This window comes from Pedobacter sp. AJM (assembly GCF_002197755.1).
In the GTDB taxonomy this organism is placed as follows: domain Bacteria; phylum Bacteroidota; class Bacteroidia; order Sphingobacteriales; family Sphingobacteriaceae; genus Pedobacter.
The window spans coordinates 142779-156639 of sequence record NZ_NHOT01000006.1; the positions used below are offsets into that span (position 1 = coordinate 142779).

Consider the following 13861-nt stretch of genomic DNA (forward strand, 5'->3'; position numbering starts at 1 on the left):
TATGCGGATTGTCAAATTAGAACGCAATATCTACATAAAAGGCCTGAAGTATTTACTTCAAGCCTTGATAAGCTTTATTCAATTTCGTTCTGCTTTTTTGCTATCAGTTCTTTCTGATCTGTTAAATCCTTATAGTAAAAATAAGCACCAAAGCCGATGATGAGCAGGAAGTTGCTGGGCTTAAAACTGTGGTCGAGCCAGTAGTTAAAAGGTGGCGCCTGGCCATCCAGGCTTCGCATAATGCTTGGCCAGGAGTTTATAATGAAAATAATTACAATCATTAAAAGCACCTTTAATAAGGTTCTGACTGCTATTTTCGGGTGCGAAATCTTTTCTTTCATTATTTAAATTCTCTGAAATCCTGGCCGTCTTTAATGTTCAGTAGGCTTTCATAAATCAAGCTGATTACATTATCAACATCTTCTTTATGAACCATTTCTACTGTGGTGTGCATATACCTGAGCGGCAATGAAATCAATGCAGATGGAACGCCTCCGTTAGAATAGGCAAAGGCATCTGTATCCGTTCCGGTAGAGCGTGATGAAGCCTGGCGCTGAAAAGGAATTTCATTCTTTTCAGCCGTTTTAATTAGTAGTTTATTTAAATTGGTCTGAACCGCGGGTGCATATGATACAACCGGGCCCTTGCCTGCTGATAAATCGCCCTGAATATTTTTATTAATCATTGGCGTGGTGGTATCATGTGTTACATCGGTCACAATGGCTACATTTGGTTTAATCCGTTGAGCAATCATTTCTGCACCGCGTAAGCCAATTTCTTCCTGTACCGAATTTACGATATACAATCCGAAAGGAAGTTTTTTCTTGTTTTCTTTTAATAAGCGTGCTACTTCGGCAATCATAAAACCACCCACACGGTTATCTAAAGCGCGACCTACGTAATAACGGTCGTTCAAAATCATAAACTCATCCTCGTAAGTAATTACACAGCCTACATGGATACCCAGTTTTTCTACTTCTTCTTTTGATGTGCAGCCACAATCTAAAAAGATGTTTTTTAATTCAGGTGCCTGTTCTTTTTCACCATGGCGGGTATGAATGGCCGGCCAGCCAAAAACGGCTTTAACCAGCCCTTTTTCGGTATGAATATTTACCCTTTTGGATGGGGCGATCTGATGATCAGAACCGCCATTGCGGATGACATAAATTAAGCCGTCACTGGTGATATAGTTCACGTACCATGAAATTTCATCGGCATGTGCTTCAATTACCACCTTGTAAGCTGCTTTGGGGTTAATTACACCAACCGCCGTGCCGTAGTTATCTACAAAATGCTCGTCAATATAGGGTTTCAAATAGTTTAACCAAAGTTTCTGCCCTTCCCATTCGTAACCGGTAGGCGCAGGGTTATTGATGTATTCTTCCAGAAACTGTAATGATTTTTTAGTTACTACCGGAACATGATTTTTTTTTTCGTCTTCTTTCTTTTTAGCCATGTGTATTTTAGATTTACGATTTCAGATTTATGATTTGCATGGATCAAATCAAATCATCAATCAAATTTTTTGGATTTTAGAATTGCTCTTTTGATAGGTTAAACCAACCATTTTGTTAATCTACAATCTAAAATTCCTTCTCCATGATCACAAAATCATACCCATCCTTAAAAAAGGTTTTTGGTGTTTCGTGAAAGCCAAATTTATAATAAAATTCTTTAGCATTTACACGGGCGTTGCACCAAAGCTTTGAGGCTTTCTGAATTTTACAAAAATCCAAGATATGCTGCATGAGTTGGGTACCCAGGCCAGCTTTTTGTGCATTTGAAAGAATGGCCAGCTTTCTAAACTGGTATACATCACCTTCGTTAAATAACGATACCACACCTGTAAGTTGATGATCCAGGTATAAACCAAAATGTATGCCGTCGAAATCATCGGGTAGTTTAACACGATCCAGCGGTAATTCAGGATACATCACCTGATGTCGAATGCGCCAGGTGAGGGAAGGGAAAATTTGTTCAATCTGAATGAGCATAATAATCTTTATGAGCGTGTTCTTTTTCTTCCGTAGAACTGATAAATTAGGATATTAAGTACTGTGATGGCGGCCATGCCAAAGCAAAACAGTGTCCAGCCACCGTGCCCCCACAGCCATAAGCCTAAGGCGGAGCCGCAACTCGCGCCAATAAAGCTGACTGACATAAAAATGGTATTCAACCGGTTCCTGGCTTCCGGAATGAGGGTGTAGATGCGGGTTTGATTAGTGACGTGAATGGCCTGCTGACCAATATCAATCAATATAATCCCAATGACAAAAAGGTATAAATGACTGCCGGTAAAATAGAATAAGGCGATGCTAACCAATTGCAACACAAAACCAATCATCAGGTTTTTACGTGGGTTATTTCCATCACTTAATTTGCCTACCAAGGGTGCAGCCAACGCGCCAGCAGCCCCGGCAATGCCGAACAAACCAATTTGTAAGGTTTGAAAATGAAAGGGAGGGTTGGCTAAAAATAATACCATGGTTGTCCAGAAGGCACTGATGATGGCGAAAGCCAGGAAGTTGATGATGGATGTTTCGCGTAAAACGGGTTGTCTTTTGATGTAGCTGAACATTGAACCCATTAACTGTTTGTAGGAACCCTTGAATGCCGGGAAACTTTGCGGAAACCGTTTTGCCATTAAGAGGATCAGCAGGAAACAGATTCCGGAAGCCATATAATAAACGGCACGCCAGTCCAGCCAGAAACCTATACTTCCGCTTACTGCCCTGGAGGCGAGGATGCCCACGAGTAAACCACTCATGATGATGCCTATGTTGGCCCCTCGGTTTTCGTCAGTACTTAAGTTGGCTGCGAGTGGTAAAATAAGCTGCGGAACAATGGAGCAGATGCCGATTAATAAGGAGGCAATTTCAAGTAAGAAAAAAGTATGCGAAACTGCGGCCACCAGTAAAGCCACAATGGCTAAGCCAGTGATAAATAAAATCTGTTTTTTACGCTCGAACATATCGCCCAGCGGAACCAAAAGAAATAGACCTAATGCATAGCCAATCTGCGTGATATAGGTAATTCTGCCTGCATAGGTTTCATTTATGTTAAAATCTTTGGCAATGAGGATCACCAGCGGCTGGCAGTAATAGATATTAGCCACAATAAGGCCGGTACAAAAGGCCATGAGAAGGATGTCGGTACGGGATAATGTCGAAGTAGTCTGCATGCTAGTCTAAAGTCCAAAGTCCTTAGTCATGAGTCTTGGAGGCCGAGATTGATACTCCCAGACTATGGACTTATGACGATGGACTATTTTTTACAAAGGTATATTTCCATGTTTCTTTCGGGGATGATTAACCACTTTATTTTCCAGCATTTTGAAAGCTTTAATCAGCTTGATCCGGGTTTGCGAAGGTTCAATGACCTCATCTACAAAGCCTCTTTCTGCAGCACGATAGGGGTTGGCGAAAATATCAGCATAGCGTTTTTCCATTTCTATCCATTTATCTTCCGGATTTTCTGCTGCATGTATTTCTTTTTTAAATATAATTTCTGCGGCACCTTTTGCACCCATTACGGCAATTTCTGCACTAGGCCAGGCATAGTTCAAATCTGCCCCGATGTGTTTGCTGTTCATCACATCGTAGGCACCACCATAAGCTTTCCGGGTGATGACCGTAATCCGCGGAACTGTTGCTTCACTGAAAGCATACAGCAATTTCGCACCGTTGGTAATAATGCCATTCCATTCCTGATCTGTTCCCGGAAGGAACCCCGGAACATCTTCGAACACGAGCAAGGGGATGTTAAAGCAATCACAGAAACGCACAAACCTTGCCGCTTTTGTAGAAGAATTGCTATCCAGAACACCCGCCAGATACGCAGGCTGATTGGCCACTATACCAATGCTCCGGCCAGCTAAGCGGGCGAAACCGATCACAATATTTTCAGCGAAATCTTTATGGATTTCAAAAAAACTGTCCTGATCAGCTACGGTATTAATAATTTCACGGATATCATAAGGTTGCGATGCATTTTCCGGCATAAAGGTATTTAGGGCCAGCCGGCTTTCATCTGCTGTTTCATAAGGCCACTGCAAAGGTATTTCCTCGCAATTTTGTGGCATATAACTCAACAGCCTTTTTAAATGATTGATGGCTTCTATCTCGTTGTTGCAGGCGAAATGCGTTACGCCAGATTTGGTTGCATGTGTGGTGGCGCCACCCAATTCTTCTGACGTGACATCTTCATGTGTAACGGTTTTAACAACATTCGGGCCCGTCACAAACATATAGGAAGTGTTTTCTACCATTAAAATAAAATCGGTAATGGCTGGTGAATATACAGCACCACCCGCGCAGGGGCCCATAATGGCCGATAACTGAGGAATTACCCCCGAAGCCTGTACATTTTTATAAAAGATATCAGCGTAACCACCTAATGAAACCACGCCTTCCTGAATCCTGGCCCCTCCGCTGTCGTTGAGTCCGATTAATGGTGCGCCGTTTTTCATGGCCATATCCATCAACTTACAGATTTTCTCGGCATGGGTTTCAGATAATGATCCGCCAAAAACAGTAAAATCCTGAGAAAAGACATAAGTTAAACGACCGTTTATCGTACCGTAACCGGTTACTACGCCGTCACCCAGATACTTTTCACCCTCCATTCCAAAATCCGTACTCCGGTGTGTAACCATCATCCCAATTTCTTCAAAACTTCCTTCATCCATTAAAAAATGAATGCGTTCACGTGCGGTGAGCTTGCCCTTTTTATGCTGGCTGTCAATGCGGGTCTGACCACCACCTAAGCTGGCTTGCTTTATTTTATCCTGAAGGAGTGCTATTTTTTTTTCCATCGCTAATTAATGAGATTTTAAATTTAGAAATTACCATCGGTATTACAAGGTTAGATCAGATTGAATTGCGCATGTCGTGATTTCTATTCGCGGCCCGTTACCTGAAAGCTACTGAAAATGCGGATTGTTAAATTAATCAAATGATCTGTTTTACATGTTGTTACGTTTTTTTTACAACATATCGTATTGAAAACTCGATTATCCGTCTATTTTTGTAATATAACATTAGAACAGGATTAGAAGTCAATGTTTTTCAGGAAATACAAATATATTATCGTGAGCACCTTTATGTTCATCTTCATTGCGAAGATGGGTATTTCAGGCGCGCCGGTATTTTATAAGAGTATGGACAAAGACATCATGAGTGCCGTGATCATGCAAATTGAGCTGGAACATGATGGTGGCAAGGATGCTGCAAAGGACCTCACGAAATTTAGCGATTTCAAACTTCTTGAACTCAATCACCCGATCTTTTCTTATGAATTCTCTTCCAGTCACATTGTATTGAAGAGTAGTTTTATTGAACATTTCAGAAGATATGTAGACCCATATCATCCTTCGGTACCTACGCCACCACCCAACCAGATCTGATTTTTTTCTGGGTTATTCTTTGATGCTGTTTACATAAACTGTTTCAGGCATCTTACTGACAGATTTATGCAAAAAGTTTTCTTTGGCATGAATGGATATACCCAGCGATTTATTCGTTAAAATTCACCCGATCATTATACTGTTATGCAAAAGTTTAACCCGGCCTTTTCAGGTTCGGATATCAAAAAATATTTCCTGAAAAAGAATCTCAAAAAAGATCTTCCTTCCAGTATTGTCGTGTTTTTAGTGGCCCTGCCATTATGTTTGGGCATTGCCCTGGCTTCCGGTGCACCATTGTTCGCCGGTTTAATCACGGGGATTATCGGTGGTATTGTTGTGGCCTCATGTAGCGGTTCGCAGTTGAGCGTAAGCGGACCTGCTGCCGGTTTAACGGTGATCGTTTTAGGTGCAATCACTTCATTGGGTGCATATCCAACGTTTTTATTAGCTGTTGTACTGGCCGGGGTTTTTCAATTAATTCTGGGTTTGGTAAAGGCCGGCACCATCGGGAATTACTTTCCATCCAGCGTGATTGAAGGCATGTTAGCCGCCATTGGCTTGATTTTGATCCTGAAACAATTGCCACATGCATTGGGTGTGGATACCGATTTTAGTGGTGATGAGGGATTTTTTCAGCAAGATCATGAAAATACCTTTTCTGCAATTACTGCTGCAATTGGTCATTTTAGTTTGGCGGCTGTGGTCATCAGCTTATTATCCATTGCAATTTTAATTACCTGGCCTAAATTTCCCAAATTAACTGTAATACCTGCTCCCTTATTGGTGGTGGCCCTGGGTATTTTAGGGACATTCTTTTTCTCCGGAACAGATCATCCGCTACGGGCAGATCAAATGGTTAAAATTCCGGTGATCAGTGGTTTCAGCGGATTTTTGAGTCTGTTTACACTTCCCGATTTTTCACAGCTGGCCAATAAAAACGTTTACATCGTAGCCCTTACCATAGCCGTAGTGGCCAGTTTGGAAACGCTTTTAAGTATTGAAGCAGTGGATAAGATAGACCCGATCAAACGGGTATCGCCTACCAACCGTGAACTGATTGCACAGGGAATTGGCAACATGGCGAGTGGGATGGTTGGCGGTTTGCCCATGACATCGGTAATTGTAAGGAGTTCTGCTAATGTGAATGCAGGCGGGCGGACTAAAATGTCTGCTATTTTCCACGGCATCTGGCTGCTTTTATCTTTACTGTTTATTCCGCAGGTGATCAATATGATTCCGCTTTCCTGTCTAGCGGCTATTTTGTTGGTAACAGGTTATAAACTCACGCGTATAGGCTTATTCAAACATATGTATCATAAAGGTTGGGATCAGTTTGTACCTTTTGTGGTTACCGTGCTGGCCGTGTTGTTTACCGACTTACTGAAAGGGGTAGCTGTAGGAATGATGATCTCCATATTTTATTTGCTGCGTACCAACATGCGTAACCCATTCTTTTACCGGATCAGCAATGATGGCGACCGGAAGAACATCCGGATTAAGCTGGCAGAAGAAGTGTCGTTTTTAAATAAAGCGGCTATACAGGTGGTTTTAACAAATATTCCACGCGAAACAAACGTCATTATTGATGGTTCCAATGCCCGGTATATTGATCCTGATGTATTGGAAACCATTTTCAATTATAAGCATAATGCCTATACCAAAGGCATTATTGTCACTTTAGAGCACATTAAGAAACATTATGCTGTGCCAAAATTAACCAACAAATTTGTAGAAGACCTTAATAAGTAGAAGCCATGTGCGCAAAACCAATAGAAACAAAAGATATATCTTACGAAGCCTTATTGCAAGGAAATATAGACTGGGTGAAAGACACGATAGATAAAGATCCGGCTTTTTTTGATAAGCTTTCCAATGGTCAGAATCCACCTGTTTTATGGATTGGCTGTTCGGATAGCAGAGTGCCAGCCAACCAGATCACAAATACCAAGCCGGGTGATATTTTTGTTCATCGAAATATTGCCAATGTAGTGGTGCATACGGATATGAATATGCTTTCTGTTCTGGATTATTCAGTAAACGTATTAAAAGTTAAACATGTTATTGTTTGCGGCCATTATGGCTGTGGAGGTGTAAAAGCTGCAATGGGTAATAAGCAGGTCGGTATTATTGATAACTGGCTGAGAAATATCCGTGATGTATACCGTACTCATGAACATGAAATGGCCGCCATTCAGGATCCTGAAAAAAAGTTTGACCGCCTGGTGGAGTTAAATGCCATTGAAGGGGCTGCGAATATTATGAATACCTCTATTGTTCAAAGTGCATGGGCTAACGGACAGGATTTATCTGTGCATGCATGGGTTTATAGTTTAAAAACCGGTATCATTAAAGATCTGGAAGTAACCAGTAACTGCCTGGATGATGTGACGCCAGCGTTTAAGATTGGCTAATTATTCTGATGATATGAGTTCTTAAGGAGTGGCCGTAGCACAAATTTTGGAAGGTCAGGGAAGCCTCGAATGACTGGTAAAAAATGTCTTTAACGGTGTCTTCACAAGTTCGGCATGACAATCTTAATCTGGTGCTACCGCCTCTTTATTATGTTCTTGGGCAAAGCCCAAAATCTTTGCAAATGATTTACATCCTGATTTTTTATTTGGGGTGTAAAAATTTTTGACCGAACGGATAGCAAAAGGTTTGAAAATGAATGTTTATGCCAGGTAGCTGTTGCAGTCCTGCCATTTGCTGTAGCCCTCATGAAAAATTCGGGGCTGCCGCTGCTGTCAGGTTTAGAAACGAAGTCCGGTTTTTATCGGGAACACAGCATAAAGCCTAAGATTAAATATTGCTACACTAATTGCATTCCGAAGCTTTTAAAAAGAAAAATCCCCGGGTATTCGGGGATTTTAAAAAGATATGGGTATATAAGTTAATCTTCTGCTAAAAACGGATAACGATAATCCGTTGGAGATTCAAAAACTTCCTTAATGGTACGTGGCGAAACCCAGCGCAACAAGTTAATCATTGAACCGGCTTTATCGTTTGTACCAGAACCTCTGGCACCGCCAAAGGGTTGCTGACCAACAACGGCTCCTGTACATTTATCGTTAATGTAAAAGTTACCAGCCGAATTGCGTAAAGCATGTGATGCTTTATCAATGGCATAACGGTCCTGAGCAATTAAAGCACCTGTTAAGGCATATGGCGAAGTTGTATCTATCACCTCTAAAATAGCATCAAAATCCTGGTCGGCATACACATAAACCGTTAATACCGGACCAAACAGCTCTTCGCACATGGTGGTATATTTAGGGTCATTAACAACCAGTACAGTTGGTTCTACAAAGTATCCTTTTGATTTATCGTAATTCCCTCCGGCAATGATTTCTACACCTTCATCCTGTTTGGCCTGATCAATGTATTTCGCTAACTTATTAAAAGAACGCTCATCAATTACCGCATTGATAAAGTTGCTGAAATCTTCTGTTCCGCCCATTTTGAATGTGGCTAAATCGCGAAGCATTAATTCCTTAATTTCAGGCCAGATGCTTGCTGCAATATAAACTCTTGATGCAGCAGAACATTTTTGTCCCTGGTATTCAAAAGCACCACGCACAATGGCAGTACTGGCAATATCGGTTTGTGCTGAAGGGTGAACAAGAATAAAATCTTTACCGCCTGTTTCGCCTACAATGCGTGGGTATGACCTGTACTTATGGATGTTTGTGCCAATGGTTTTCCAGATTTCCTGAAAAACTTTAGTAGAACCGGTGAAGTGAATCCCCGCAAAATCTTTGTGATTAAAAATCACCTCACCCGTTTCAGGGCCATCCGCATATACTAAATTCACCACGCCATCTGGCAAGCCCGCCTCGCGGAAAATTTCCATTAACAGGTTGGCAGCATATACTTGTGTGTCTGCAGGTTTCCAAACCACCACATTGCCCATCATGGCCGCAGATGCAGGTAAGTTGGCTGCAATGGCGGTAAAGTTGAATGGGGTGAGGGCGAATACAAAACCTTCTAAAGGGCGTTGTTCTACACGGTTCCAGCTGCCACGCGGCGATACAGGAGGTTGTTGTTTATAAATATCAGCCATATAGCTGACGTTAAAACGTAAGAAATCGATCAACTCGCAAGCGGCATCAATTTCTGCCTGGTAAGCATTTTTGCTCTGCCCAAGCATGGTTGCGGCGTTTAATTTATAACGGTATTTGCCCGCAATTAAATCTGCGGCTTTTAAAAAGATGGCCGCCCGGTGCTCCCAGGAAAGGTTTTCCCAATCTTCTTTCGCTGCTAAAGCGGCATCAATGGCTTGTGAAATATGCGTACGATCGCCAACGCTGAACTGGGCCAAAACATGCTGATGATCATGAGGCGCAACAACTTTTCCTTTTTTATCGGTATGAACGGCTTTCCCGCCGATATACATGGGGATATCTTGTTGATGTGCGCGGGCTTCAGCTAATGCTTCTTTTAAAAGTGCACGTTCTTTACTGCCCGGGGCATAGTTTAATATAGGTTCGTTTACCGGAGTGGGTACGTTAAAAAATCCTTTAAGCATAGTGTATTTTTTATGAGTTGGGCAAAGATAAGGCTTTTTGAGGGATGCTATTCTATTATTCTGTAAAGAAAACAATGCGCATGCTTAAAGGGGAAATTCGCTAATTTAAAAGCTGTCTGAAAGTTAGAATTTATCAATTTACAAAGCAGTTGATCTTCGTTCATGAAAATTAGACAGCTCATCAGGTCGTTCTCATCATCATTAAAAACTTGCATATATGCCCAAAAAGAATCTGAAACAATTTATCGGGAAACAAAAAATAGTTTCCTTAAAAAATGTTTCGCCCAGGAGAAACATTTTATCGAGAAACAAAAAAAAGTTTCTCGTAATTTTGTTTCTCGGATGGTATAACCCAGGTTAAAATTTGGTCGTATGAAAAAATTGAGAGATCAGATCGGCTTAAGCCAAACAGAGATGGCTAAGCTTATCGGGAGTAATAAAACTTCCGGTAGTTTACATGAAAAAGGCTTACGTGAACTTAATCCTAAGGCGTTGACTGTGTTAAGTACCATCGAACTTTTGATGAGTAACACTGACGAAACCCACGCAACTGAAAGCATTAGCTTCAATGAGCAGAAAGCTTTGGTAGCCATGCTCAAAAAGCTGACCTACGATCAAAAACGTGCAGAGCAGAAGTATAAAATATTGCAGGAAAAACTTTCCGGAATGGAAGAAACTTATGCCAGCAACCGTAAGTTATGGCATTTGCTTCAAAGCTTAAAAGCGAATTTAAAAGATAGCGCGGCTAATCCTTATGCAGTGATGGCAGATGGATTGGAGGTTATCACCATTAAGGATTTGAATTTTGGTTTAAATTTTTCCCTGCCCTAAGTTTATAAATTCCTGTTGTGGCAATTGGTGAAGAAGTACTGATGGTGGGGGTAGGTATCAAGCAGATCTGATCTGGCGATTATACATTCTGATTGGGTATTAACGTATGTTTGATGATGGTATTTCAAATGCGGGTTTGCTGCCTGGCTTCTGAAAGGGTGAGATTAAGAACGTCATTCTTCCCTAGAGGAGTAATTTTTGCTTCATCATATCTAAAAAATCCTTTCTATAGGTTTCACCAATCAATATTTCGGCCGAAACTCCTTTTAAAATGATCCGGTTTCCATCTATAGAGGTAATCTTATTGAGGGCAACAATAAATGATTTTTGTACCCTGATAAATTGTGTTTTAGGCAGCCTGTCTTCTACATCTTTCATGGTAAGCAAGGCAAGTGTGCGGATGCCATTATGATGGAAGGCCACATAGTTTTTCATGCCTTCCACAAAATCAATTTCAGCAATGTTAATTTTCAGCATTTTGCCTTTGGCCTCTGTTTTAACCATAAAATAATCATCCTGGTGACGATCAATCATGCTGCCGTTGTTGTTTTTGGAGTTGATGAGATTTTGCGCCTTATTAATGGCCTGTAAAAAACGGGGCAGGGGAATGGGCTTCACTAAATAATCGACCACGTTCAGGTCGAAACCATTGGTGGCAAATTCTTTATATGCGGTGGTTAATATGACCTGGATATCTTGGTGCTGAATGGATTGAATGAACTCAATGCCAGATATTTCCGGCATATGGATATCTAAAAAAATAAGATCAACAGGGTTTCGGCTTAGAAAACTCAATGCATCTATCGGATGGGTAAAGGTTGCCAGGATGTGTATGGCTGAAACCGGTTTCAGGTAATGCTGAATCACTTCAATGGCATGTTCTTCGTCATCAACAATAATGCAGTGAATCATGGGGTATATGGTTTTGGTTTGATGGTGTGTAAAGTAAATTGTTCTGCTAGTGTGATCTGAGTGGATTGCTTCACCTCGCTAGCTGATGTGCTGGAAGGGATACTCAAATCCAGAAGGTAATCCTGTTCGCTTTCTGTGATGTTTAATATAAACCTCTCCTGGTAATGATGGGCCAGTCTTTTTTTGATATTATCTAAGCCTATTCCGCTCGAAAGTTCCTTTGGCCCTTTTTTCTTCAGGTTGAAGGTATTCAAATAAACGTATCCATCCGCTTCATTGATGGTTAAGAAAATTTTAACCGGATAATTTTGATCGGTGCAATTGCCATGCTTTAAAATATTTTCTACCACGGTAATTAATATCAGGGGGATCAGCCTAACGTTATGGGTATTTCCCTCAATTTTAAAATCTATTTGTAGCTTATGGTTGAAACGGAGCTGATTAATTTTTATTACATTTTTAATGTGTTCGATTTCTTGATCGATTAAGGTCATCCGGTCATCACTATCAATTGCCAATGAGTAACGCATAATTTCACTTAAGGTCATAATGCCATTGGCAAGTTCTTCTGAGTGGGGTAAAGACTTGGCAAAAAAGAAGTTTAACGTATTGTTGAGGAAACGGGGATTAATTTGCGCACGTAGGAAAGCGTATTCAGTATCAAGTTTTTCTTTTTCGATTATTCTGAGTTCTTTTTCACGATTAATAGATTGTCGGAAATAGTATATGCTAAATGATAAAAGTGCATATTTAACAAACATATATAAATTCAGTGTGATAAAATCGAAAAACTTAAAAAGTCGAGGTGCAGGGCCATCTAGCCAAACTAAAGGTCTAATGTAATATGCCGTAATATACCAAAAAATAGCATAGGACAAGTAAGCCAAGATTAAACTGATAGTTAAATGGTGTGCTTTTAATGGATAACTGTAAAAGGAATAAATACACCAACATAAATAAAATGCATAAATATCTGGCAAATAAGTGAAAAAGAAATAGAATATGCCTGTTGAATAAATTTTAGGTGAAGAAAAAAAACCAGCTAAAATGCTAAGGATAATATAAGCCAGCCAACAACCTATATGATAGAATATTCGTCTATGCTTTTTGAGAGAATTAAATATATCAATCATTTTTAATTAATTGGATGAATAGAAATGTTTAAACTCAGTTCATAAAACTCAATTTGATCATTTATGTTGAAACTGAAATTTTCTCCATAATAACTTTTAAGGCGTTTTTGTAAATTTTCGAGACTATTTCCATTTGACTGTTCGCTTAGTTCTCTCTTTTTCTTGTTAAAAGTCTCTATTTTGATGTTATTATCTTTATCTAGTTTGATATTAATTCGTGCTCTTTCATCCTGATTATTACATTCTCCATGTTTTAAAATATTTTCCAAAAGTATAACCAATGTTAGAGGAACAATTAAAATATGTTGTATATCCCCTTCAATTCGTAAATCTAAATGCAAGCTATTATTTGCTTGTAATTGATTGATGCTAATAATATTTCTTATATGATCTATCTCATCAGTTAAAGGCATTAACTGATTGTTTTGATTCGCCTGTAATGAATAGCGCATGATCTCAGACAAAGTCATTATCCCATTTGATAACTTCGATGATAATGGCAATGATTTGGCATAAAAAAAATTTAATGTGTTATTTAAAAAATGTGGATTTATTTGAGCTCTTAAATAGGCATAATCAATTTCTAACTTTTCATTTTGTAACACCCTTAGTTGTTTTTCATGCTTGAGCGTTTTTTTAAAGTATTGAAAACCAAAAGCTATTAAGCTCCATTGTACAAAAATATAGAGTATAGATGCGACAAATGGAATGAATTCAAACTCTGATGTAATGGTATAAATAGTATTTAATTTGGGAGCAATCCAGTAATCGATGAGATACCAAAGTATAGTAAAAAAGATAAATGTTGTAAGTAAAGATAAACTTAACCTAATTAAGTTTATTGGCTGTAAATATTTTGAGTAAGAGTACCAGCTTGCATAAAATGCAAACAGAGTAGGTAGATTTATCAGAAATATATCTAAAATTAAATTCGTTTTGAGATTAGATATATACTCAGGATCCCTTGAAAATTTCAGAATTATACCAAATATCACATAAGTTAGCCAAAAGCTAATATGATATAGTAATGCTGTATTTTTTTTTCTTAGATGCAAA

General features: G+C 39.6%; 13 protein-coding genes. 4 read left to right on the plus strand and 9 right to left on the minus strand.

Annotated features, from left to right (window positions below):
- Window positions 1-74: 74 nt before the first annotated feature.
- The 5 genes from CBW18_RS13995 to CBW18_RS14015 all read right to left on the minus strand — a co-directional run bounded on the left by CBW18_RS13995 (window position 75) and on the right by CBW18_RS14015 (window position 4813).
- The gene (locus tag CBW18_RS13995; RefSeq protein WP_088301943.1) at window positions 75-341 is read right to left on the minus strand and encodes a hypothetical protein; all 267 of its coding nucleotides are present in this window, start codon (window positions 339-341) and stop codon (window positions 75-77) included.
- The gene (locus tag CBW18_RS14000; RefSeq protein ID WP_088301944.1) at window positions 341-1456 is read right to left on the minus strand and encodes a M42 family metallopeptidase; all 1116 of its coding nucleotides are present in this window, start codon (window positions 1454-1456) and stop codon (window positions 341-343) included. Before CBW18_RS14000 ends, CBW18_RS13995 begins: the two co-directional genes overlap by 1 nt.
- A gap of 127 nt (window positions 1457-1583) precedes the next feature.
- Window positions 1584-1994 (minus strand): GNAT family N-acetyltransferase, encoded by a 411-nt coding sequence (locus CBW18_RS14005; RefSeq protein WP_253249040.1) that lies wholly within the window; start codon window positions 1992-1994, stop codon window positions 1584-1586.
- Between the two features lie 8 nt (window positions 1995-2002).
- On the minus strand, window positions 2003-3181 hold the full coding sequence (locus CBW18_RS14010) for an MFS transporter (RefSeq protein ID WP_253249041.1): 1179 nt from the start codon (window positions 3179-3181) through the stop codon (window positions 2003-2005).
- A 90-nt stretch (window positions 3182-3271) separates the two neighbouring features.
- The gene (locus CBW18_RS14015; protein WP_088301947.1) at window positions 3272-4813 is read right to left on the minus strand and encodes an acyl-CoA carboxylase subunit beta; all 1542 of its coding nucleotides are present in this window, start codon (window positions 4811-4813) and stop codon (window positions 3272-3274) included.
- A gap of 288 nt (window positions 4814-5101) precedes the next feature.
- Here CBW18_RS14015 and CBW18_RS14020 point away from each other — a divergent pair, with 288 nt between their 5' ends.
- The 3 genes from CBW18_RS14020 (at window position 5102) to can (ending at window position 7815) form a co-directional block, all read left to right on the plus strand.
- Window positions 5102-5404, plus strand: a complete 303-nt coding sequence (locus CBW18_RS14020; protein WP_253249042.1) for a hypothetical protein — start codon at window positions 5102-5104, stop codon at window positions 5402-5404.
- Between the two features lie 144 nt (window positions 5405-5548).
- Complete coding sequence (locus tag CBW18_RS14025) at window positions 5549-7153, plus strand: SulP family inorganic anion transporter (protein ID WP_088301949.1); 1605 nt, start codon at window positions 5549-5551, stop codon at window positions 7151-7153.
- Between the two features lie 5 nt (window positions 7154-7158).
- Window positions 7159-7815 (plus strand): carbonate dehydratase, encoded by a 657-nt coding sequence (gene can, locus CBW18_RS14030; protein WP_088301950.1) that lies wholly within the window; start codon window positions 7159-7161, stop codon window positions 7813-7815.
- Between the two features lie 479 nt (window positions 7816-8294).
- On the opposite strand, the gene pruA is transcribed toward can, so the two are convergent.
- On the minus strand, window positions 8295-9929 hold the full coding sequence (gene pruA / locus CBW18_RS14035) for an L-glutamate gamma-semialdehyde dehydrogenase (protein ID WP_088301951.1): 1635 nt from the start codon (window positions 9927-9929) through the stop codon (window positions 8295-8297).
- 372 nt (window positions 9930-10301) lie between these two features.
- Between pruA and CBW18_RS14040 the strand changes: the two genes are divergently transcribed.
- Window positions 10302-10760, plus strand: coding sequence for a helix-turn-helix transcriptional regulator (locus tag CBW18_RS14040; protein ID WP_088301952.1), 459 nt, complete (start codon window positions 10302-10304; stop codon window positions 10758-10760).
- Between the two features lie 183 nt (window positions 10761-10943).
- Here the strand turns inward: CBW18_RS14040 and CBW18_RS14045 are convergent, their stop codons facing one another.
- The 3 genes from CBW18_RS14045 to CBW18_RS14055 all read right to left on the minus strand — a co-directional run bounded on the left by CBW18_RS14045 (window position 10944) and on the right by CBW18_RS14055 (window position 13860).
- Window positions 10944-11672: a LytTR family DNA-binding domain-containing protein gene (locus tag CBW18_RS14045; RefSeq protein ID WP_088301953.1), complete on the minus strand. Its 729-nt coding sequence runs from the start codon at window positions 11670-11672 to the stop codon at window positions 10944-10946.
- Complete coding sequence (locus tag CBW18_RS14050) at window positions 11669-12433, minus strand: sensor histidine kinase (RefSeq protein ID WP_172406534.1); 765 nt, start codon at window positions 12431-12433, stop codon at window positions 11669-11671. The genes CBW18_RS14045 and CBW18_RS14050 overlap by 4 nt, the downstream gene beginning before the upstream one ends.
- A 374-nt stretch (window positions 12434-12807) precedes the next feature.
- Complete coding sequence (locus tag CBW18_RS14055) at window positions 12808-13860, minus strand: sensor histidine kinase (protein ID WP_172406535.1); 1053 nt, start codon at window positions 13858-13860, stop codon at window positions 12808-12810.
- Window position 13861: the final 1 nt, after the last annotated feature.